Origin of the sequence: Veillonella sp., from assembly GCF_018381775.1 — a bacterium.
Taxonomy (GTDB): domain Bacteria; phylum Bacillota; class Negativicutes; order Veillonellales; family Veillonellaceae; genus Veillonella.
Genome location: NZ_JAGZRH010000001.1, coordinates 186,885 through 209,181, shown reverse-complemented (window position 1 = coordinate 209,181; position 22,297 = coordinate 186,885). Strand labels below are relative to the sequence as shown.

At 39.4% G+C, this 22,297-nt stretch carries 22 protein-coding genes; 2 read left to right on the top strand and 20 right to left on the bottom strand.

What is annotated here, in order from left to right; genetic code table 11:
- Nucleotides 1-73 precede the first annotated feature (73 nt).
- Nucleotides 74-862 carry a molybdate ABC transporter substrate-binding protein gene (gene modA, locus KH109_RS00960; protein ID WP_295214787.1) on the bottom strand — a complete coding sequence of 263 codons (789 nt, stop codon included), beginning with the start codon at nt 860-862 and terminating at the stop codon, nt 74-76.
- Between the two features lie 376 nt (nt 863-1,238).
- Here modA and KH109_RS00955 point away from each other — a divergent pair, with 376 nt between their 5' ends.
- Nucleotides 1,239-2,228 carry an AEC family transporter gene (locus KH109_RS00955; protein WP_295214784.1) on the top strand — a complete coding sequence of 330 codons (990 nt, stop codon included), beginning with the start codon at nt 1,239-1,241 and terminating at the stop codon, nt 2,226-2,228.
- Between the two features lie 78 nt (nt 2,229-2,306).
- On the opposite strand, the gene KH109_RS00950 is transcribed toward KH109_RS00955, so the two are convergent.
- The 9 genes from KH109_RS00950 to glmS form a co-directional block, all read right to left on the bottom strand.
- Nucleotides 2,307-2,597, bottom strand: coding sequence for a metalloregulator ArsR/SmtB family transcription factor (locus tag KH109_RS00950; protein WP_024063797.1), 291 nt, complete (start codon nt 2,595-2,597; stop codon nt 2,307-2,309).
- 193 nt (nt 2,598-2,790) lie between these two features.
- Complete coding sequence (locus KH109_RS00945) at nt 2,791-3,237, bottom strand: universal stress protein (RefSeq protein ID WP_060923852.1); 447 nt, start codon at nt 3,235-3,237, stop codon at nt 2,791-2,793.
- A gap of 169 nt (nt 3,238-3,406) precedes the next feature.
- Nucleotides 3,407-4,678, bottom strand: coding sequence for a hypothetical protein (locus KH109_RS00940; protein WP_295214781.1), 1,272 nt, complete (start codon nt 4,676-4,678; stop codon nt 3,407-3,409).
- A gap of 8 nt (nt 4,679-4,686) precedes the next feature.
- Nucleotides 4,687-5,445 carry an amino acid ABC transporter ATP-binding protein gene (locus KH109_RS00935; RefSeq protein WP_060923854.1) on the bottom strand — a complete coding sequence of 253 codons (759 nt, stop codon included), beginning with the start codon at nt 5,443-5,445 and terminating at the stop codon, nt 4,687-4,689.
- Between the two features lie 113 nt (nt 5,446-5,558).
- Complete coding sequence (locus KH109_RS00930) at nt 5,559-6,215, bottom strand: amino acid ABC transporter permease (protein ID WP_005387763.1); 657 nt, start codon at nt 6,213-6,215, stop codon at nt 5,559-5,561.
- A gap of 123 nt (nt 6,216-6,338) precedes the next feature.
- The gene (locus tag KH109_RS00925; protein WP_060923855.1) at nt 6,339-7,151 is read right to left on the bottom strand and encodes an amino acid ABC transporter substrate-binding protein; all 813 of its coding nucleotides are present in this window, start codon (nt 7,149-7,151) and stop codon (nt 6,339-6,341) included.
- A gap of 199 nt (nt 7,152-7,350) precedes the next feature.
- Nucleotides 7,351-7,827: a hypothetical protein gene (locus KH109_RS00920; protein WP_060923856.1), complete on the bottom strand. Its 477-nt coding sequence runs from the start codon at nt 7,825-7,827 to the stop codon at nt 7,351-7,353.
- Nucleotides 7,828-7,863: 36 nt separating this feature from the next.
- The gene (gene trpS / locus KH109_RS00915; protein ID WP_295214776.1) at nt 7,864-8,850 is read right to left on the bottom strand and encodes a tryptophan--tRNA ligase; all 987 of its coding nucleotides are present in this window, start codon (nt 8,848-8,850) and stop codon (nt 7,864-7,866) included.
- Nucleotides 8,851-8,908: 58 nt separating this feature from the next.
- The gene (glmS, locus tag KH109_RS00910) at nt 8,909-10,741 is read right to left on the bottom strand and encodes a glutamine--fructose-6-phosphate transaminase (isomerizing) (RefSeq protein WP_295214773.1); all 1,833 of its coding nucleotides are present in this window, start codon (nt 10,739-10,741) and stop codon (nt 8,909-8,911) included.
- 536 nt (nt 10,742-11,277) lie between these two features.
- Here glmS and KH109_RS00905 point away from each other — a divergent pair.
- Nucleotides 11,278-12,783 carry a hypothetical protein gene (locus KH109_RS00905; protein ID WP_295214770.1) on the top strand — a complete coding sequence of 502 codons (1,506 nt, stop codon included), beginning with the start codon at nt 11,278-11,280 and terminating at the stop codon, nt 12,781-12,783.
- Between the two features lie 127 nt (nt 12,784-12,910).
- Here the strand turns inward: KH109_RS00905 and KH109_RS00900 are convergent, their stop codons facing one another.
- From KH109_RS00900 to yqeC, 10 genes are all read right to left on the bottom strand, one after another.
- The gene (locus KH109_RS00900) at nt 12,911-13,606 is read right to left on the bottom strand and encodes an aspartate/glutamate racemase family protein (protein ID WP_129823656.1); all 696 of its coding nucleotides are present in this window, start codon (nt 13,604-13,606) and stop codon (nt 12,911-12,913) included.
- Nucleotides 13,607-13,691: 85 nt separating this feature from the next.
- Nucleotides 13,692-15,044, bottom strand: coding sequence for a phosphoglucosamine mutase (glmM, locus tag KH109_RS00895; protein ID WP_295214767.1), 1,353 nt, complete (start codon nt 15,042-15,044; stop codon nt 13,692-13,694).
- Nucleotides 15,045-15,213: 169 nt separating this feature from the next.
- Nucleotides 15,214-16,812, bottom strand: a complete 1,599-nt coding sequence (locus KH109_RS00890) for an FAD-dependent protein (protein WP_295214764.1) — start codon at nt 16,810-16,812, stop codon at nt 15,214-15,216.
- A gap of 273 nt (nt 16,813-17,085) precedes the next feature.
- Nucleotides 17,086-18,006 carry a CdaR family protein gene (locus tag KH109_RS00885; RefSeq protein ID WP_060923863.1) on the bottom strand — a complete coding sequence of 307 codons (921 nt, stop codon included), beginning with the start codon at nt 18,004-18,006 and terminating at the stop codon, nt 17,086-17,088.
- Nucleotides 18,003-18,815 (bottom strand): diadenylate cyclase CdaA, encoded by an 813-nt coding sequence (cdaA, locus tag KH109_RS00880; protein WP_156719765.1) that lies wholly within the window; start codon nt 18,813-18,815, stop codon nt 18,003-18,005. The genes KH109_RS00885 and cdaA overlap by 4 nt, the downstream gene beginning before the upstream one ends.
- 131 nt (nt 18,816-18,946) lie before the next feature.
- Nucleotides 18,947-19,261, bottom strand: a complete 315-nt coding sequence (locus tag KH109_RS00875) for an XdhC family protein (protein WP_024066914.1) — start codon at nt 19,259-19,261, stop codon at nt 18,947-18,949.
- Nucleotides 19,251-19,979: an XdhC family protein gene (locus KH109_RS00870; RefSeq protein ID WP_295214759.1), complete on the bottom strand. Its 729-nt coding sequence runs from the start codon at nt 19,977-19,979 to the stop codon at nt 19,251-19,253. Before KH109_RS00870 ends, KH109_RS00875 begins: the two co-directional genes overlap by 11 nt.
- Entirely contained in the window at nt 19,963-20,775 is an 813-nt protein-coding gene (yqeB, locus tag KH109_RS00865; protein ID WP_295214756.1) for a selenium-dependent molybdenum cofactor biosynthesis protein YqeB, read from the bottom strand. The genes KH109_RS00870 and yqeB overlap by 17 nt, the downstream gene beginning before the upstream one ends.
- Nucleotides 20,772-21,494, bottom strand: a complete 723-nt coding sequence (locus KH109_RS00860; protein ID WP_295214753.1) for a nucleotidyltransferase family protein — start codon at nt 21,492-21,494, stop codon at nt 20,772-20,774. Before KH109_RS00860 ends, yqeB begins: the two co-directional genes overlap by 4 nt.
- Before the next feature lie 6 nt (nt 21,495-21,500).
- Complete coding sequence (gene yqeC, locus KH109_RS00855; protein WP_060923868.1) at nt 21,501-22,259, bottom strand: selenium cofactor biosynthesis protein YqeC; 759 nt, start codon at nt 22,257-22,259, stop codon at nt 21,501-21,503.
- Nucleotides 22,260-22,297: the final 38 nt, after the last annotated feature.

Here is a 22,297-nt window from a genome sequence, read left to right as displayed (position 1 = left end):
TTCCACAAATATAGACAGTACTATTATATTGTATCATAATAAAACGCTAGCCATGAGAGCTAGCGTTTTATCCTTATTTAGAAGGGGAGAAACCGTATTTCTCTAATACTTTTTGGCCTTCTGGGCTCATTACATATTGGTAGAAATCTTTTGCCAATGCATTGTCATATTTTTTAATGATACCAATTGGGTAGATAACTGGATCATGAGAGTCCGCCGGTGTTACTGCAGAAATTTGAACGGCATCGCCCGCTGCAATAGCGTCAGTTTTATAAATAAAACCAGCGTCGCCAGCACCTTGACTAATAGAAGCTGTTACAGCTTTTACGTCTTTAGCATATACTACGTTTGGCTCTACTTGTTCCCATACGCCTAATTTTGTTAATACTTGTTTACCATAGTTACCAGCTGGCACTGTTTCAGGGTTACCCAATACAATGCGTTTTACCGTAGCAATTTGATTCAACTCAACTTTAGGTTGGCCTTTTGGAACTACGAGAACGAGTTCATTTGTAACGAATGGTTTTACATCGCTTACAAGGTCTTTTTCTTGTAACATTTTCATATTTTTTTCGTCAGCAGAGATGAATAAACTAGCTGGTGCACCTTGTTCAATTTGTTGACGCAATGTGCCAGAGCCAGCAAAGTTAATAGCAATTTGATCATCTGCTAAATGATGGCTTTTTTTGTAAGCATCAGCCAGTTCTGTAAGAGCCCCTTTAAGACTAGCAGCAGCTTGTACAGTAATCTTTTCAGATGTACTTGGTTTACCTGTTTCTGCCGGTTTGCTTGCATCGTTACCACAGCCTACTAGAAAGGCAAGCATGAAAACGCTCATTACTACTAATAGAATTCGTTTCATAATTCCTCCTGTGCATCCCTCTGGACGCCATACTGTGAAAGCTATGATCAAACCTAGAGATACCTCGACTAACAAAAACTAAATATACAATATATTCACATTATACTATAATTCTAATAATTAAATTGTATGTAAAAGCTCACATTTTCATATATATTTCTGATGAATATGATAAGTAATCATAATAGATAAATTTTTAAACCTCAAACAATACATACTATGGTATGATAATACTATAGAGGATAAGAAAGTTCTGAGCAGATTTTGAAACTTATCCACTAATCATTCATATAATACTAACTGTATATTTACTCTATACGGTTATATAATAAGTTAAAACTATGTCCTATTTTAATAAGAAACTCTAGGTGAGATAATGAATTTATTAGTATTAATAGGCCATATCTTTATGAATTCCATGATACCTATTTTAATACTTATAGGGGTTGGATTTATATTAGATAGAAAATTTAAACTTGATCTGTATACGCTGAGTAAGCTGAACTTCTACATATTATTACCTACGTTTATATTTAGAGCTATGTATGAAGCAAAACTTAACTCAGGTACATTAGAAATTGTATTTGTTGCATTCTGTGTACTCATACTAAACTCCATACTATCGGATGTAGTAGGTCGAATGCAGGGTTATGACGTAGCCAAGATTGCGACCTTAAAAAACTGTGTTATGTTTAACAATGTAGGGAATATGGGCGTCGCCCTTGCTATATTTGTATTTACAAACATCCCCTATGTTATTGATGGAACTACCCCCTATGCAAACTTAGGTCTTGTAAGCGTCGTATCCATTATGATTATTCAAACCATCAGCAGTAATACGTATGGGTTCTACCAAGCTGGTGCGGGCAGACTTAGCCCACGAGATGCGCTAAAAGTTGTGTTCCACATGCCAATGGTATATGCTATCCCAATGGCTCTGATCTGCCAGTTTCTCCCTTTTGATTTACATGGGCTCTTCTTCTTTGCTCCACTTAATATCTTTGCTAATGCCTTTGTTGGGGTTGCTATGATTGCTTTAGGAGTACAGATTAATAGAACACCGTTAAACTTCTTTAATCTTGATGTTATGCTTGCTTCAACCTTGCGTCTTGTTGTAAGTCCACTCATAGCCGCTGCTATAACTATATTATTCATCAAGTTCTATGGTCCTATGCACCCAATAGCAGCGCAAACTATTATCATAACCTATAGCGTACCGACAGCTATCAATATGTCTCTCATTGCCATTGAAATGAAGAATAACCCTGAATATGCTACGCAAATTGTTATGGGTACTACAATTCTATCGGCAGTAACTATGCCGCTATTTATTACAATCGCCTATTATCTATTCCCATTATATTGATACTAGTATACCTAAACAAAAAGGAGCCCTTTAAAAAGGCTCCTTTTATTTTGCTTTAAAATGCATAAGTTAATATTCTTATTGATGAGATACGTGTTCCATACCCATTCTTACAAGACCTTCCACATGATCATCATTTAGAGAGTAATATGCGGTTTTCCCCTCTTTGCGATATGTAACAAGGCGTGCTTGACGTAATACACGAAGTTGATGGGAAATAGCAGATTGTCCCATTCCCATTGTTTCTGCGATGTGATTTACACACATTTCATTTTCTAGTAATAGTTCTACTATTTTAAGGCGTGTAGGGTCTCCCAAGATTTTAAACAGCTCTGCTAGCTTTAGCAATGATTCTTGTTTGTCGCTCATATAGTCCCCCTTAGTTCCATTCATGTCCATGCTTATAATCTGTATTTCTTATGTATAACTAATCGATATTGCTCAAATTAGATTGCTCTTATGTAGAGCATATATATAAATATTATATCATTTTTATCATATTAAAAAAGAGACTTTGTTTAAACAAAGTCTCTTTTTATATCATATCTATACAGGATATGAATTATTTAATGATTAATACAGGGCAAGTGGAGTGGCTAGTTACATAGCTACTTACGCTACCCATGAACAAGCCTTTCAATGGACCAAGGCCACGGCTACCCATTACGATAAGATCAGCATTGTATTTTTTAGCTACTGCTAACAATGCAGGACCAGGGGAGCCAACTTCGAATACGCTTTTAACTTTTACACCTGTAGGAATTTCTTTCACTACATCATTAAGAATTTCTTTACCAGTTTCTTCCATATCTTCCGCAATTTGTTCAGATACGTAGCCACCGGAAATTGGTGTTTGATCGAAATTGGAAATAGCAGACACAATATTTGCAACGTGAACAATAATCAATTCAGCATGGTTGCGGTCCGCTACAGCGAGAGCATGTTCCAACGCACGTTTAGCATTTTCAGAACCATCAGTAGGTACAACAATAGTTTTGTAGGTAACCATAATAACCCCTCCTATTTCTAATCCCTCAAAGGGGATATGATCAAAGATCGTTTAGCCTATATTATTATATTCTAGACCATCAAGGAAAACTCCTCTTTTTCTAGAGGATTTCTTTTATTATAGCACAAATTATACAGAATTATACAAATAAAAGAATATTATGTGTATATTATAATACTTGCGAAGATTGGTTCGTATTCAACGTAGTAGTCAACTTGAATCCATCAAGCACATCGATAAGCTCTGGTGTGCTAAGGCTTGTGCCTGCTGGGCCAATCATACGAGACACAGCCACATTGCCTTCATTACCTAAGATAATAGTAGCTGCGAAGGATACTGGTGCCGCTGCGGATGTATCAGCCGTATTAGGGTTCTTCATATGACCTGCCAAGTAGAACATAACATTACCATCGATGATATGCGTTTCGTATCGAGTGATGGTTGCCTTATTCACCTCAACCAATTGTTTAAGATAGTAATCACCTAGCATTTGTTTGCCCATCATCGTAGGCATACCTGTGCTAACTGCTTGTACTGGAATTGTAAAAGATTCAATATCAAGGCGTACATTATGCTTAGTGAAAGCAATTTTCCCCTTTTCATTAAGACGGGTAAATCCTTTTGGATAATTAAATTTGATGCCTTCAGTTACACTAATATCGCTAGTGCCAGAGATAAATTGTTTAACACCTTTAATCGTACTAGAACCACTTTTATTTAATAATTCAAAGGATGGAATCGTATGTTCCATTAAGCCTTGTTCCATAAACTCCCCTTGAATAGGAGCATAAGTACTAGCTAAATTATAGCGATGTGTTGGGTCCTTATCCATGATGAATTCCGCTTCAAATACGGATTGAACAGGCTCTGTAGATGTCATTTCAGCATACGATTTTGGTGTCGTCTTATCCCAACGCGCTGATATAGCCCCTTTCTTGTTAAAGAAGCCACCAACAATATCATTATTTTCAAAGGCATTACTATGTTGACGCCAAATGCTCAAATATTCTTCATCAGACATACCCTTGATTGGTACACCATACCAAGTCGTATTCCATTCCTTTTGGGACACCCCATCTTGCGGTGTATTATTGCGCTTTGTAAAAGACACTGTATAGGAATCATCTTGAGTTGGACCTGCTAAGTTGAAAGAATAGCCTTGAATATGCTCACTTTCACTACGCACATCCATATCAAGCTTAACACCATCAGCTACACGCCATGGAATCGTAAAGGTATAGCCATTTTTATAGTCTTTAACTACCGTATTCATCGTAGTAGCATAGGATTTATACTGTTCTGGCAAAATAGATGCAGAATCTTTTTGGGAATCTACGATAGCTAGCGGAGTTTCAGGTTTACCTTGTAAGCCTTCTGCCATAATAGAGGTCGTGCCCATAGCCATTACAGCTAATGTAGCGGCAATAAAACGTAACTTCATAAGACCTCCTATAACATATTCTCCAAGAACGCTTTCGTTCTATCGTTCTGTGGATTATTGAAAATTTGCTCTGGTGTACCTTCCTCTTGGATGACACCATCGGCCATGAAAATGACACGGTCCGATACTTCACGAGCAAAGTTCATTTCATGAGTAACGATAATCATCGTCATGTGATCATCGGCCAATTGTTTAATAGTCTTTAAAACCTCACCTGTTAACTCTGGGTCAAGAGCGGATGTTGGTTCATCAAAGAGCATAATTTCTGGATTCATCGCCAATGCACGAGCGATGGCCACACGTTGTTGTTGGCCCCCAGATAAACGGGATGGATACATATCGCGCTTTTCCCATAGGCCAACTTTATTAAGTAATCGCTCTGCAATCGGTAAAATCTCATCATCTTTCATGCCTTTTACCATACGCGGTGCGATCATAATATTATCGAGCACTGTCATATGAGGGAATAAATTGAAAGATTGGAACACCATGCCCATGCGTAATAGCAAGTCATGTTGTGTTTCTTGGCTTGCATAGTTTACAGTGCCATTAGCATCAGTACTAGCAAGAACAGTGCCATCTACAGTAATAGAGCCCCCGTCGATAGTCTCCAATTGACCTAAACAGCGCAAGAATGTAGATTTACCAGATCCAGAAGGACCGATAATAGAAACGATTTCCCCTCTATTCATTTTGAGCGATACATCGCGCAATACAGTTTGATTGTTAAAGCGTTTTTCAATACGCTCCATATTTACAAATGTCATAAGTACCTCTTAAATCGTCGCATCCTTTTATCTAAACATACTAATCATTAAGTATCAGTCTGCTATATCAACAATGATTAGATGTAAAATACGACAAGCAACTACAGAATAGATTAATCTTCGTATACAGCAAATCTTCTTTCTAAGTAGTTGAAGATATTTGTCAAAATAAAGGTAAAGATCAAGTAGAACAAAGCTGCCACCAAGAAGGCAGAGATGTCAAAGTCACGTTGTACGATAGATTTTGTAATACGCAAGATATCGTTCATAGCCAATACGTATACGAGAGAAGTATCTTTCAACAAGTTAATTGTCTCATTCGCAAGTGGAGGCAATACGCGTTTAAACATTTGTGGCAAGATGATCTTACGCATCGTTTGGGCATAAGTAAAACCAAGAACCTTTGCCCCTTCGTACTGACCACGAGAGATGGATTGAATACCACCGCGGAAAATTTCACATAAATACGCTGCGTAGTTTAATACGAATGTAAGCACCGCTGCTGTAGCATCATCCATTTGGACAGCACCATCTGTAATGATAGGTAATGCATAATACACGAATAAAATTTGAAGCATTAGTGGTGTGCCGCGCATCAAATATACGAAGGCTTCAACGATTTTGTCGAGCACTGTAAATTTAGATAAACGTACCAAAGCAAGTAGAATACCGCCAGGAATGGATAGGATCCATACAATACAGAATAGCGATACGGTTACCTTCAACCCATCAGCGATAGTTGGGATAATCTGCAATAAATAATCTAACATGGAATACTCCTTCAAAACACGACTAGAGAAGAGGCATCTGGCCTCTTCTCTAGTGTACATTTCGTTCTTTAATTATCTGTTGTACAAACTGACCATAGTACTATTAGTATATCACGAATTGTACTATTTAGCATCGCTCTTATCTAAGTCTGCGCTAGAGCCCAACCATTTTTCAACAATTTTATCAGCAGTACCATCTTTTTTCATTTCAGCTAAGATACCATTGATTTTATCACGTAATGCAGTGTCATCTTTACGGAAGCCAACAGCGAAGTTATCAACACCGTAATCAGTACCTTCTACGATTTTGTATTTACCAGGTTCTTTTGTCATGAGGTAACGAGCGATAACACCATCAGCGATAACTGCATCAACACGACCAATGCCAAGATCCATGAAAGCACTTACGAAATCAGCATAAGATTTAATTTCTTTCACAGTTTTACCGCTTGGATCGTTTTGCAATGCAGATTCACCAGTACTTGCCTGTTGAACACCTACTACTTTGCCTGCAAGATCTGCTTTAGATTTAATGGATTCATCTTCATTACGAACGACGATGTATTGTTTATCCTTCATATATGTGTTGGAGAACAAGATATTTTTCTCACGTTCAGGAGAAACTGTTAAGCCATTCCATAAAGCGTCGATTTTTTTAGATTTCAACTCAGCTTCTTTACTGGACCAGTCGATAGCTTTGAATTCCACATCCATGCCAGCGCGTTTAGCTGCTTCTTTAGCCATATCGATATCAAGACCTACGATTTCGCCTTTATCATCTTTAAATCCCATTGGAGGGAAGCTATCATCTAAGCCGATAACGATTTTTTTAGGTAATTCTTTATTAGCCGTTTTAGTATCACTACCACAACCCGTTACAAATACCATCATAGATACTGCTGCAAGGCCAACGGCCATCATCTTTTTCCAATTCATAACTATCCTCCACGGTGTATTACACCTTTAACTACTTGCTAATATATGCTGTACAGAACTCATGTCTGTACCCGATGATTGTATTATACTTTAGTTTATTAAAGTTGTAAATAGCTAATTTGATGAATTTTAGAATTTTTTAGTTCTCTCATGGTTCATACAGGATTATAGTACTTAATCCTTTGTATATACGCATACATTATGTATCTGAATGCTTATGAATCGCTTCAATCATGGCCATTTTGTCTTTATACCCTACCTGTGCGAGATCTAATGGTATTACATAAATCCCACCATGACCATTCATGGCCTGCAACTCACGCCAACCTTCAGTAAATCCAATGATATGCTCATAATCGACAAAGACAAAATATTCATCGCCATGAAAGAGGCTGTGAAAGTATTCTTTCACAGAAAAAGGCCTTCGCTTTAACACGAGGCCCTTTTCACAGATAAATGCTTGACTTTCACCTAATCTATGAAGGGTCCACAATATTACGAGTAACAACAGGTAATACCATATACGCTCAGCCCAATCGGCGGGCATATATTTTACAATTAAGGCGCAAACCAATAGACCGATGATACGACCGGCCCACTGAATTCCACGATGTATTTCTAAGCTCTGTTGTACGGTACCTGATGAAAAGCGTTCCATCGCCTCTTGTTTCGTCATGGCTTACCTCACAAATTGAAAGTCTACTATATGATTTTATTTACGGCACAAGCCCATAGCTTGCTCTACTTTACGATACATTTGACTTGCTTTAGCATGAGCCTTAGAAGCACCTTCATCGAGAATAACATCGAGTTCAGGGCTTGTAATCAACTCATTGTAACGTTGTTGAATTGGCTCAAGAGTTGCCACCAATAGGTCTGCGATATCGGATTTGAAGACGCCATAACCTTTACCGGCATACATTTCTTCGATAGCTTCATAGCTGTCTTTTGTGATAGCACGGTAAATGCCCATCAAGTTAGAAATGCCAGGTTTGTTTTCTTTATCATAACGCACCGCGTTATCAGAGTCAGTTTGAGCGCGTTTCAATTTTTTCACGATCAAGTCTGGTGCATCCAAAAGACGAATTGTAGCATTTTGGTTATCATCAGATTTACTCATTTTCTTAGTTGGCTCTTGTAAGCTCATAACGCGAGCACCACCTTCGCCTACCTTGATATCAGGTACTACGAAAGTTTCACCAAATCTACGGTTAAAACGCTCTGCCAAATTACGAGTCAACTCAAGATGTTGTTTTTGGTCCTCACCTACTGGAACATAGTTAGTACCATATAACAAAATATCTGCCGCCATCAATGGGGGATACGTAAGCAACGCTGTAGGGATAGAGTCACCTTGCTTTTGAGACTTATCTTTGTACTGTGTCATACGCTCTAATTCGCCAACATAGCTGATAGATTGCATAACCCAACCGAGTTTAACGTGCTCAGGCACTTCGGATTGCACAAATAATGTTACCTTTTTAGGATCGAGGCCAACAGCGAGGTATAACGCAGCCAAATTACGAGTATTTTGGAATAACTCTTTTGGATCTTGCGGTACAGTGATCGCATGTTGGTTAACGATGCAATAATAACATTCATCAGTATCTTGATACTCTAAGAAATTACGTAAAGCCCCCAAATAGTTGCCAAGTGTTAATTCCCCACTTGGTTGGATGCCGGAAAATATAACTGCCATAATAGTCTCCCTATATTGAAATAAACCAACAGTGCCGAGGCACTGTTGGTTATATATATTATTCTACGGTTACAGATTTAGCCAAGTTACGTGGTTTATCTACATCTGCGCCGCGTGTAATCGCTGCGTAGTACGCCAATAATTGCAATGGTACAACCGCAAGGATTGGAGCGATGAATTTATTTGCACGAGGCACATAGATTGTATGGTCTACGTGTTTAGATAATTCTTCGTCACCTTTCATGCCAATACCGATTACAACAGCTTCACGAGCTTTTACTTCACGGATGTTGCTGATCATCTTATCATATACATCTTCTTGTGTAGCCAATGCGATAACAGGTACGCCTTCTTCAATAAGAGCCAATGTACCATGTTTCAACTCGCCACCAGCATATGCTTCAGCATGGATGTAAGAAATTTCTTTCAATTTCAAAGCACCTTCCATCGCTACTGCGTAGTCGATAGCACGGCCCAAGAAGAACGCATCAGATTTGAAGCCATAATGTTTAGCAAAGGCTTTCATATCTTCGTCTACTTCAAAGATTTCATGAATCAATGTAGGCAAGTTTTTAACACCGCTAAGGATTTCTCCACCTAAAGCCGGATCCATTTTACCATTTAATTGGCCAAGGTATACAGCGAACAACAAGCCTGCTACTAATTGAGTAGTATACGCTTTTGTAGACGCTACAGAGATTTCAGGACCTGCCCATGTGTACACAGTATTATCTGCTTCACGGGAAATACTGGAACCTACTACGTTTGTAATTGCCAAGGATTTAGCGCCATGACGTTTAGCCTCTTTCAAAGCAGCCAATGTATCAGATGTTTCACCGGATTGACTGATAACGATACATAATGTTTTATCATCAGTTAACGGATTGCTATAACGGTACTCAGATGCAATTTCCACACTTACAGGAATGCGCGCCAAGTTTTCAATATATTGTTTTGTTACAAGACCTGCATGGTATGCTGTACCACATGCAACGATGAGGATTTTGTTGAAAGCTGCTACATCATCAGCTGTCCAGTTCAATTCCTCAAAGTGTACAGTTTTACCATCTTCGGAGATGTGTGTACCAAATGTATCGCGTACAGCTTTAGGTTGGTCATGAATTTCTTTCAACATGAAGTGTTCATAACCACCTTTTTCAGCAGCCTCTGCATTCCAGCTTACGTGGAATACTTCTTTATCGATAGCATTACCTTCACGGTCAAATACGGATACATTATCACGAGTTACGATAGCTAATTCACCATCGCTCAAGATGTATGTATCACGTGTGTAGTTAATGATTGCTGGAATATCGGATGCTACAAAGTTTTCACCTTTACCAAGACCGATAACCAATGGATTTTCTTTTTTAGTACAAATGATTTTGTCTGGCTCATCAGCACAGATGATTTCAAGAGCATACGCACCGTCAACACGAGCGAGCATGCGGCGTACAGTACTTACGAAATCGCCATCGTACATATCCTCTAATAAATGAGCTACTACTTCTGTATCAGTTTCAGATTTGAAATGGTACCCTTTTTCGATGAGCTCTTCTTTTAAAGGCATGTAGTTTTCGATGATACCGTTGTGAACAACAGCAAATTTACCATCTTCAGATGCATGAGGATGGGCGTTCATATCGGATGGACGACCATGAGTAGCCCAACGTGTATGACCAATACCTACAGTCCCTTCATTAGGATCTGCTTTTACAATCGCCTCAAGATTAGCTAGACGGCCAACCTTTTTTTGAATTTTGATTACATTTTCAGCACCAATAATAGCGATGCCTGCAGAGTCATAACCACGGTATTCTAATTTCGCCATACCGTCCAATAAGAAATCAGATGCTTGATTAAAGCCAATGTATCCTACGATACCGCACATAAGTATATCCTCCTATACTGGGGGCATTCTAGCCCCAGCCAAAAACTAAGGCTAACAAATTACTATTCTAACTTAACAATCTAAGTTAATGTTCAAATTATGTATCAAATAGTATTTGAATACAATTCATTCAGATACACTTTGTCCCCATCGTTACCGATGGGCTTTTTAGTATCTGTTACGACATGAATATGCCGGAAGAGCATCCGCTGATTATTCGATCACTCTTCACCTCGTCTACCCTAACGACTGCCTTCGCGGGTACTTGCGCTATTCGCCTTTACGAATTCGGTCTTCCTTTCTATGATATACGGCAGAATTAGTACAAATATGAATTATGTACTGAGCTATATTATACTAAAAAAATCGATAAAATGTAAACCTCCGAACCTAATTCAAAGGCAAGATAAAAGATTTTTTCTATACTTCACGGTATTTTCATTGTAAGAAATTATACTGCTATCAATCTATATTTTATGCAATTAGATTTTACTATTCAACTACAATCAATTTATACAATTTAGGAGAGAAATAGTATGAATAAAACAATTATAAAAAAGAAAAATAAAATACATAAAAATAACATACAATACAGAAAATTACGCCGTTGGGTGCTCCCTGCAGTATTAGGTGCCGCCTTATCTACATTGGCTTTCATTCCAACCTTTGCAGCAGAAACACAAGCGAATACTAACGTAGCTGTTGTAACCACTACAGAACAAGCTCCAACTGTACCATCTGCTCAAGGTAGCACACCACCAAATGGTGCGCCACATGGTAAACCACCTGCAGGTCAACCGCCAGTAGGTGCTCCTAATGAAGCACCTCCAAGTGGAAGTCAAAACGGGGCACCTCCAACAGATATGCAAAACGGAGCCCCTACTGGCATGGCACCACAAGCCGAAGTAAATCCTAGTACTTTCACAGGTACGTCTGTAGTAACAGAAAACAAATCTATCGCTCATGAATTAATTACTAATACAACATCTGACCAGAATGCTTTCATAGGCAAAAATAAAGCAGTCGTAAATATCGAAAACAGCGTTTTCGATAAAACTGGTAATACTACAAGCGATGACAACAGTAATTTCCGAGGTCAAAATGTGGTAATTCTTGGTATTGATGGCAGCCAAATCAACATTAAGGGTAGCAATATTACATCTAACTCCAATGGTTCCAATGCAGTCTTTGCTACTGGTGAAGGCTCTGTTATCAACGTAGAGAACACTAATATTCACACTAAAAGCGATTCCTCTCGTGGTCTAGATGCTACGTATAAAGGCACAGTAAATGGTAAAAATCTAACGATCACTACTGAAGGTGCTCACTCTGCTACCCTTGCTACTGACCGTGGCGAAGGTACGATTACTGCGGAAGCCGCTAAACTTACAACCTCTGGTACAGGTAGTCCTATTATCTACTCTACTGGCAATATTACAGCTAACAATGTGAACGGCGTAGCTAATAACAGTGAAATTGGCGTTGTAGAAGGCAAAAACTCCATTACCCTTACAAACTCAAATGTAACTGGCTACAAAGACAATGGATTCATGCTCTACCAAAGCTTCTCCGGTGATGCTGAAAGCGGTATTGCACGCCTCAAAGCTGAAAATAATACGCTCACAACCCACTCCACAGGTGCGTTCATCTATGTAAACAACACCACCGCTGAAGCAGACCTTACAGGCAACACAATCTTAATGCCAAACACTACGACACTGGTGAAAGCTGCGGCAGACTCCCGCTGGGGCAAAGACGGTGAAAACGGTGGACACCTCACACTCCGCGCATCTAATCAAGAACTTAGCGGTAACATCGTAGCTGACTCCATCAGCACTGTCGCACTAGATATGACTAATGGATCTAGCCTCGTAGGCGCTGTAAACACAGATAACACCGCTAAAGAAATTACAATAAAACTCAGCAAAGACTCTACCTGGACACTCACTGGTGATAGCTATGTAAAATCTTTAACTAACGAAGACACAACAAATAATAACATTCACTTGAATGGATATAAACTCGTTGTAGCTGATAAATAATGGCAAAAGCACTACTCTGAATTTTGCAATTCAAAGTAGTGCTTTCTTCTTTTTTATTCAAATCTCATAGCAGTTCAAATACAGATATCCTTTTTGATTTATCACACAAAAATAAGAGTATCAAAAGTTATGCTCCATCAATAGAAATCAACGCCGCATTTTTTGCATGTATCAATGTAGTATCAAATAACGGTATATCCGTATCATCCTGTTTAACAAGTAGTCCGATTTCAGTACAGCCTAAAATAACACCTTGTACACCAGATTTTACCAAATCACCAATAATATCTAAGTATTGTTGTTTAGATTCATTAGAAATAACACCTAAACACAATTCATTGTATATAATATCATTTACAAGTTCAACTTGATCTTCGTTAGGGATAACAACATGAATCCCCCGATTTTCCAAGATACATTTATAAAAATCTTGTTGCATCGTGTACTTGGTACCAAGTAGACCTACCTTTGTAATACCTGATTTTTCTAACTCTACTGCAGTCATTTCCGCAATATGAAGGAGAGGGATGTGAATATGTCTTTCTATTTCATCCGCCACTTTATGCATTGTATTCGTGCATATAACAATATAATCAGCACCGGCCTTTTCAAGAGATTGAGCCGCATCGGATAAAATTTCAGCGCTTCTATTCCAATCGCCATTTGCCTGGCACTTTTCTATTTCTTCAAAATCAACGCTATATAAAATACATTTTGCAGAATGTAAGCCGCCCAAAACTTGCTTAATAGTTTCATTCAAAACTTGGTAATACGTAATCGTACTTTCCCAGCTCATTCCCCCAATTAAACCTATTGTTTTCATAATGATACCCTCTAATCTTAAAATAACCCAAAACAAAAAGGTTATTCATTATGATTATTCAATTTAAAATATCACTCATTAAGAGTTAGTCTGCTAACCCTTGTTCTCTACCGATAATATCAGCAATTTCTTGGCATAGTGCTTGTAGTTCTTCTTGGTTAGGACCTTCTGCCATTACGCGAATGAGTGGTTCTGTACCAGATGCACGAACTAGAACGCGGCCTTCATCACCAAGTTCACCTTCTGCTGTTACGATGGCAGCTTTAATAATATCATTGTCTTCCCAACCTGTTTTTGTAGCAACACGAACGTTGATAAGAACTTGAGGATACTTAGTCATAATGCCAGCCAACTCAGAAAGTGGTTGATTTTTTTCTTTCATAAGAGCCGCCACTTGAACAGCTGTTAACATGCCATCACCAGTTGTATTGTGATCTAAGAAGATTACGTGACCAGATTGCTCACCACCAACGGAGAGGTCATGTTCACGCATGTATTCCAAAACATAACGGTCACCAACAGCAGTAGAAACTGTTTTCATTCCTAGTTCTTCTGCCGCTTTGTGGAAACCAATATTACTCATAACAGTACCAACTACAGTATCATCTTTGAGTTTGCCTTCTTCTTTCAATTTAAGAGCACACAATAGCATGATTTGGTCACCATCGAGAACTTGACCTTTTTCGTCTACCAATAAGCAACGGTCCGCATCACCATCGTTAGCGATACCAAGGTCTGCATTGTGTTGTTGTACAGCCACTTGCAAGCCTTCGATATGTGTAGAACCACAGTGATCATTGATATTCAAGCCATCTGGATTTACATTGATGTTGATTACTTTAGCGCCAAGACCAGATAAAATTTCAGGACCTACGCTAGATGCAGCACCGTTCGCACCATCATATACGATAGTCAAACCTTCAAGGGATGTATCAACTGTGTGGCGAACAAAGTGAGCGTAGAAATGAGCTAAATTGCTATTGTACTCAATGGTACCAATGCCATCACCTGTAGGACGTGGTAATTCATTATCTGCACTTTGACGAACATATTGTTCTAATTGATCTTCTACTTCATCTGGCAATTTATAGCCATTGCCATCAAAGAATTTAATACCATTATCTGGATATGGATTGTGAGATGCAGAAATAACAGCACCTGCATCAAAGCCTTGTTGACGTACAAGGTAAGCTACTGCTGGAGTCGGAATAACACCGGCAATTACAACATTGCCGCCAACAGAGCAAATACCGGATGCTAACGCACTTTCAAGCATAGAGCCAGAAATACGCGTATCACGACCAATCAAGAATGTAGGATGGTCTTTTTCTTTACCAAAATATGTAGCCGCTGCACGGCCTAAATGATAGGCTAATTCAGGTGTTAAAAATTCATTAACAACACCACGTACACCATCTGTACCAAATAAACGAGCCATAATTATCCTCCTCTAGGGATTGTGAAAATCACAAGTCCTTATATATTCACTGTTGTGTATTATATCACAATATATACACCACACATATATATACTATACAGATATACTATTTTACAGTACCAAAATGAACCTATACTGTAGTTTACTTCACAATACATTCTACTACTAACTAGTTAGGTTTTGCATATTTTGCCATGCATATAATGGCAGTTTCTGCTCCATCAAGGGCTGCACTCATAATACCGCCAGCATAGCCTGCACCTTCCCCCATAGGATAAAATCCACCTACAGTTGGAGAAATACGTTCTTCATTACGCCCCATGCGAAGCGGTGCAGAGGTGCGTGTTTCAACACCAGTCATGCATACCGCAGGATCATCAAATCCATGAATACGTCGTCCCCAATACGGCAATGCTCGTTCCAACACGGACGTTACGAATGGTGGCAAACAATCATGTAAATCGCAATTTACTACGCCTGGTTCATAGCTATATGTGCTATCTTGTACGCTTGGTGCTTGTGAAAGTCCTAAAAATTGACCTACGGTCTGCGCTGGTGCATGGAAGTTAGCTCCACCTAATTCATATGCCTTGCGTTCCCATTCACGTTGGAATGCTACACCATCGAGTGGATGATTACCAAAGTCATCAGGCCCTACATTAACTACGATAGCACTGTTCGCAACACCGCTATCACGAGCATATAAACTCATGCCATTTACAACAACGCCACCATTTTCGGACGCAGATGCTACAACTTGACCACCTGGGCACATACAGAAGCTATACGCTGTACGGCCTGTTTCTTTATCATGGTACACAAGAGAATATTCCGCTGCACCAAGACCTAAGCTAGATGGTTCTACACCATATTGAGACTCGTCAATGACAGCCTGATCATGTTCAATACGAACACCGATAGCAAATGGTTTTGCCGTCATTTCTACATTACGTTTATGTAACATTTCGTACGTATCGCGTGCACTATGACCTACGCCAGAAAGGACAACCGTCGTATCAATGCGTTCGTTATCGTTAACTTCAACACCTACGATATGGTCATTTTCAATAAATAAATCGGTAATCTTAGCGCCAAAGCGAACTTCACCACCCCATTCGATGATGCGTTCACGCATAGCTTTTACCATGGTACGCAACTTATCTGTACCTACATGAGGTTTATGTTTATACAAGATTTCTTCTGGAGCGCCGAACTCTACAAAATATTTGGAGATTTCATGCAATCTTGGATGTGTAACGCGGGTTGTCAGTTTACCATCAGAGAAGGTACCTGCACCACCCTCGCCAAATTGTACGTTAGATTCAGGCTTGAATACGCCCTCCTTCCAAAACGTTTCTACATCTTGGCTACGAGTATCAACGTCTTGACCTCGTTCAAGAACGATTGGACGGTACCCTTCACGAGCTAAATAAAAGGCAGCTAGCATCCCAGCTGGACCAAAGCCCATCACTACAGGGCGATGTGCTAACGGCACATTACCATAAACAATAGGTTCTGGATCCTCTGGAGTAAATACAGATACATCCTTTTGTTTACCTAGTTTTTTCATGATTTGAGCTTCCTTATGAACCTCAACAAACAAGGTATACACAAATACAATATTCGGTTTTTTACGAGCATCTACAGCGCGTCGTACAACGTGAATCGTTTCAATAGCGCCTCGCAATTGGGGATATTTCTTTTCTACAATATCCTTTATATCCGACTTGACCGTAACAGCCACGCGGAGATTTATTATTCTAATCATATCTTTCCTTATTTAAGCTATCCTTTTAGGTTAGCAAATTTCTTTCTTATTTGACCTAAATCCTTCAAATTTAACCTACTAGAAATTGGTCATACAATACTATTATACAATATTACTGTAAAAGCTAATACATAATAAACAGAGTATCCCCATAAAGCATTAAAATAGACCCTAATAGAGTTTAATCTTATCCTCTATTAGGGTCTTATTTTTAATTTAGGTTTTTAGTAATAACAATTTTAGAAATTACTATTACCTCTTTAACCTCATAAACTACGTAGTTTTCTTTTGTATATCTACCTTAACATGTACTGTAGTAACATTACTATTGACACCACTCGGTAATACCAAGTTGTAATTACCTTGAATGCCCTTCGTTACACCGGTAAGATCAATTGGTTCTGTTTGAATTTCTGAAACAGAATCAATCATTTCTTCTCGACCAGTCACAGTTAATTGAGTCGGCGTAACGGATATAGACTTAACTTCATACCCATCAGCTACCGTTCCCGCCGTTGGTACTGTAATAGGAACCGCTTTATCTTTACGCAATAAGTTTAGTTCATATTGCGCTTGACCTTGGCTCGGATTGATGTGTACATCTAATACATTACCAGATATATCCCAGGCTTCTAACGTACTAACAGCACTAAAGTTCTTGGTTTGACCAGAGATATTAACCTTCATAACAACCTTATTTACAGCGTTAACAAGCTGTTTACGTCCAGACACAGTTACCTCTTTCGGTACAATGGTTACTGACTTGAGAGCAACATCGTCGGAGAACTTACCAATTGGAACAATTTCAACCGGTATTTTCCGCTCTGCATATTCGTCTACATTAATTGTTACAGTATCAGGCTTAACCTCCACAAGGCTCATCCCCGCTGGAGGGGTAAATCCAATGGTTACATTATTTTGACCTGGTTTTACACCAGATGCATCAATATATGCACGAAGATTATCTGCCTTTATAGCCATAATCGTATCGCGAGGGCCCGAAAGGACAATGCGTGCTACATCAGGTGCATCTTCTATAATATAATGGGAATCAAGATTTTGGACTTGAACAGGTACTGTATAGGTTACCTCCATCACAGGGTTCTGATCTCGCATGATAAAGAACCACATGACGATAGCCGCTAGCAATGATAACAACTTAGCTGGCCAATTGCGTTTCAAATGTATCATCATTTTTTTGCCCCCCATTTCCACATACCAGTAATGGTTTGACGAGGGCGTTCCATAAATGTACGCAACGCTTCTTTAATTTGATCTTCCGGTAAATGGCGATAAATATGGCCGCCATAGGTATAGGAAATTGTCCCCGTTTCCTCACTGACCACAACAACGACAGCATCAGTTTGTTCAGACAAACCGATGGCTGCACGGTGACGTGTACCAAGTTCAGTACTCAATGTACGATCCTCAGTTAGTGGCAACAAACACCCCGCTGCACGAATACGTCCATCGCGGATAATCAGCGCCCCATCATGAAGTGGTGTACTAGGAACGAAAATATTTTTAATTAGCTCACGGCTCAACACAGCATCCATTAAAATGCCTGTATCAACGAAGTCATTGAGGCCCACTTCACGTTCAAAAACGATAAGTGCCCCAGTATGCTCACGAGACATAACGCGAGCCGCCGCCATCACTTCATTGATAGCCATATCCATTTCCTCTTCGTTGACATTCTGTGCCTTACTGAAAATTCGACCACGGCCCAATTGTTCTAAAGCACGGCGCAATTCCGGTTGGAATACTACAGGTAATGCGAAGAGAAGAACGGTCATACTTTGTTGCAAAATCCAATTGATAACATATAGATTCAGCAAATGACTCAATAAATTTAGAATCGCTAGCATAACGAGGCCCTTTAAAAGAGAAACGGCCCGTGTATCTTTAAGCAATTTATATAAGTAATAAATACCTACGGCAACGATTAAGATATCAGCAATATCAAGAAGCCTAAAGGTATGTATAAGTGCGTCAATATGCATAAAAATAGCTCCTTATACAAAATAATAAGGTACAACCAACTGCTTGGCTGTACCTTATATTTTAACTCATTTTAGAAACACTGTAAATTTATAAACGAGTATAAGATTTTATTTTTTCTATAGTTATGAACTTAAATGTTTTGTGTTTCAATCCACACATCCATCTGTCCGCCACACACCATACCTTCTTTTACAGCTACATCGTCATCTAAAAGAACTTCGATACGACGATGTGCTTCTTTTTTATTCAAAGAATCAACAGCGCTTAGACGAATCTCATTTTCTGCACGACCACCACCGATAGTACCAAAGATAGATCCATCTGGGAATACTACCATAGATGTACCAGCCTTACGCGGTGTAGAACCACGGGTAAATAAAATAGTAGCTACAGCTAGTGTTTCATTTTTACGAGCACTTAAATATTCAATAAACTCACGATTCATAGCTCACTCTACCTTTCCGCAATGAGCCGCCTTTTTTACCACGCACCACTGCCAAATATTCGCTAACGATAGATAATGCAATCTCCTCAGGGGTTTGTGCACCTAAGTCTAGACCAATTGGTGCATATACCATATCTAATTCTTCTTGTGTCCAACCTTGTTCACGCAATACTTCAAATGCATAATGAATACGCTTTTGACTGCCCATAACACCCATATAGGTTGGCAAATAATCACGCAATTGTTCTAAGCATACATTATCATACTCATGAGCACGAGTAACAATGATAAACCCATTATATTCATCAAGAGGTAGATCATTTTTAAAGTTTTCTAATGGTAAGCATTTACGAGTTACACGTTCATCAAAGAATTCAGGAACTACATATTCTGGGCGGTCATCTACAACGGTTACACGACACCCGATAAATAATAATAAATCGGTAATAGCACGGCTCACATGACCCGCACCCAATACGAGGACAGATGGATCATTTTCTACAGGTTGTACGAAACATTCCGCTTCGCCTACCATGCATAAAGAATTAAGCTTTGCTTTATCTACTATAAATCCTTCGATTGGTGTACCATACAAAATACTACCATCTTCAGCATAAATTGTCTTATCCCCTTGACGAGGGCCAGACAATACAGTAACCATCAGCGTAGTTTCTGTAAGCTGAAGACGGTCTTTCATCACATCATAGATCGTTTCCATCTTGATTCCTTTCATACTCCCATGCAGTAACAGCTTCTAAAACACCGCCACCAACGGCAAGGGATTTATCTGAAATACTATAACAATGAGCTTCTTCACAACGGGCATCTACATCGGCCAATTTAAAATGGTCGGATACGATGAGTCCGCTCTTAAGAATACCTCTAAGAATACCTGTAATTTTTGCCCGCACTGGCTCTTTATCTACATAACCAATGACTTCATTAGCTTGTACAGAATCGCCGATATGGCGCTTAGCTGTAAACAGACCAGCCTTTGATGAGTGAATAACACGTTCATGAGTATAACCACCTACATTACCGGGAATCCCCGTATTAGGCTGCGCTGGACCATCATAGATGCAACGACCTAAGTAATGACCGCGCATGGTTTCAATGACAACATCCACATCATGCCCTGCAGTAAATCCAGGCCCCACACCAATGACGAGATCTGCATCATCACGTTTGGTACCAAGATTCTTTTTACTTAAAATAGCATCTACAACAATAGCTGGCTTCAATGTATCAAGTAGCTCTTCATATGAACTAGTCACAACGGGAATAACACCTTGTGCCAACGTATCTGCTACTTCACTAAGGGCTACATGACGTGCTACAAAGCGTTCCAAAATCATTTCTCCGCGATGTACAGCATTGCCATAACATACTTCACGGCGAATCATGGTAGGAATGGCGATTTCGTTAATCACCACAGGATAGCCTGCACGTTTCAATCTATATACAGCGCCAGAAGCGATGTCTCCGCCTCCGCGCATAAGGACTAATGGTTTCATAATGCCTCACTTTCACGTTGTTTCAAACGCTCAAAATCATCGGGTGTGTCAATATCATATCCAATATCGTCACGAATCCACAATTTGATAACATGGTCTTTACCACTACCGCGAATGATAGTTTTGCCACCTTGATCCCCTTGGATATGTTGCAATGATTCAAACCAATGTGAACCAAATAGAACAGGATTTCCCGACTGATAATTCGCCCCATAATGCGGGACGACGATAGTTTTCGAATGAAAGTTATCACTAAATGCACTAATAACCTGATGTACAACATTCCCAGTCAATAGTGGTTGATCCCCTACAGAACAAAGAATGCCGTCTAGCGGTATCGGTGAGTTTTCTACCAAATGACGTACTCCTATCGCTATGGACAGGCCTTGTCCACGATTAGGATGTTCATTCTGAACCACTTCAAACCCATAGCTCGTAACTATAGGTTCTAATCTTTCATGATCATCACCAGTAACCGCTACAAAAGGTAGTTTACAGGATTCAGTAAGTTCTACCGAATCATTCCATCCACAATGAAGAGCCCCACAGACCGCATCTAAAACAGTTTTACCACGCCAAGGCAAAAGTTGCTTATTACATCCCATGCGCTTGGATTGACCTCCTACGAGGAGGACAATACCAATATACAAAGGACGACGGTCTATGGGGTCTCTCATGGGACTGAAAGCGGTATTAGATTTTGCTTTCACATAAGACATGAGTACCTACCGACATTGAATAATGCGACGGATTTCACAACTTGCTTTGTATCCATCAGCTAAGATGATATCGGAAATGTCGCTATCTACAATATGATCAATAAAATCATCAATGATACGATGTTGCACCGTTTCATAACCAGTACAGAACAGAATTTTTTTACCTTTACTGTATTGGAATAAACCTTGTTTATGGAGCACAAGATCAGCCAACATGCGTGGCGTTACAATGGCGCCCATATCGCGTTTCACAATATCTTGAACGAGCTCGATATTATGTACGTGCTCATCATCAAGCGGCGCTCCTAACATTTGTAAATTCACAAGACCAATCGTAGTCTTTGTGAGAGATGGGATGACTGGCTCAGTCGTCTTAGGCGCCTTAAGCCATTTTTCCTTTGCCCCATCTGCTTCCACTACAATTTGCCAGTTCGGATGCAATTTTGCTAAACCATCGATAAGATCACAATCTAAGGAGTCCACTTTTGTTCCTGTAATGCCAGAGAACCACGCACCACAATATCCACGCAAAATACGATCAGTACAATATTCATCAGCTTCATTAATATTTCGAGTATAAATCGGTTCATAATGAGCCACTTGAGATTCATAGAGTCGAGTCGTAGTCGTAACTACGATGGGCTGACCTTTCAGCCTTCCATATTCTACTAATTTTGAAAGCACAGTCGTTTTACCGCCTGCCCCAACAAGGGCCACGATTCCCGGCTGAATCAATCGATTCCAATAGGATGTTTGTGATGTCATAAAACCAGGCCTCCTTAGAAAGGAAAAGTAAATAGAAA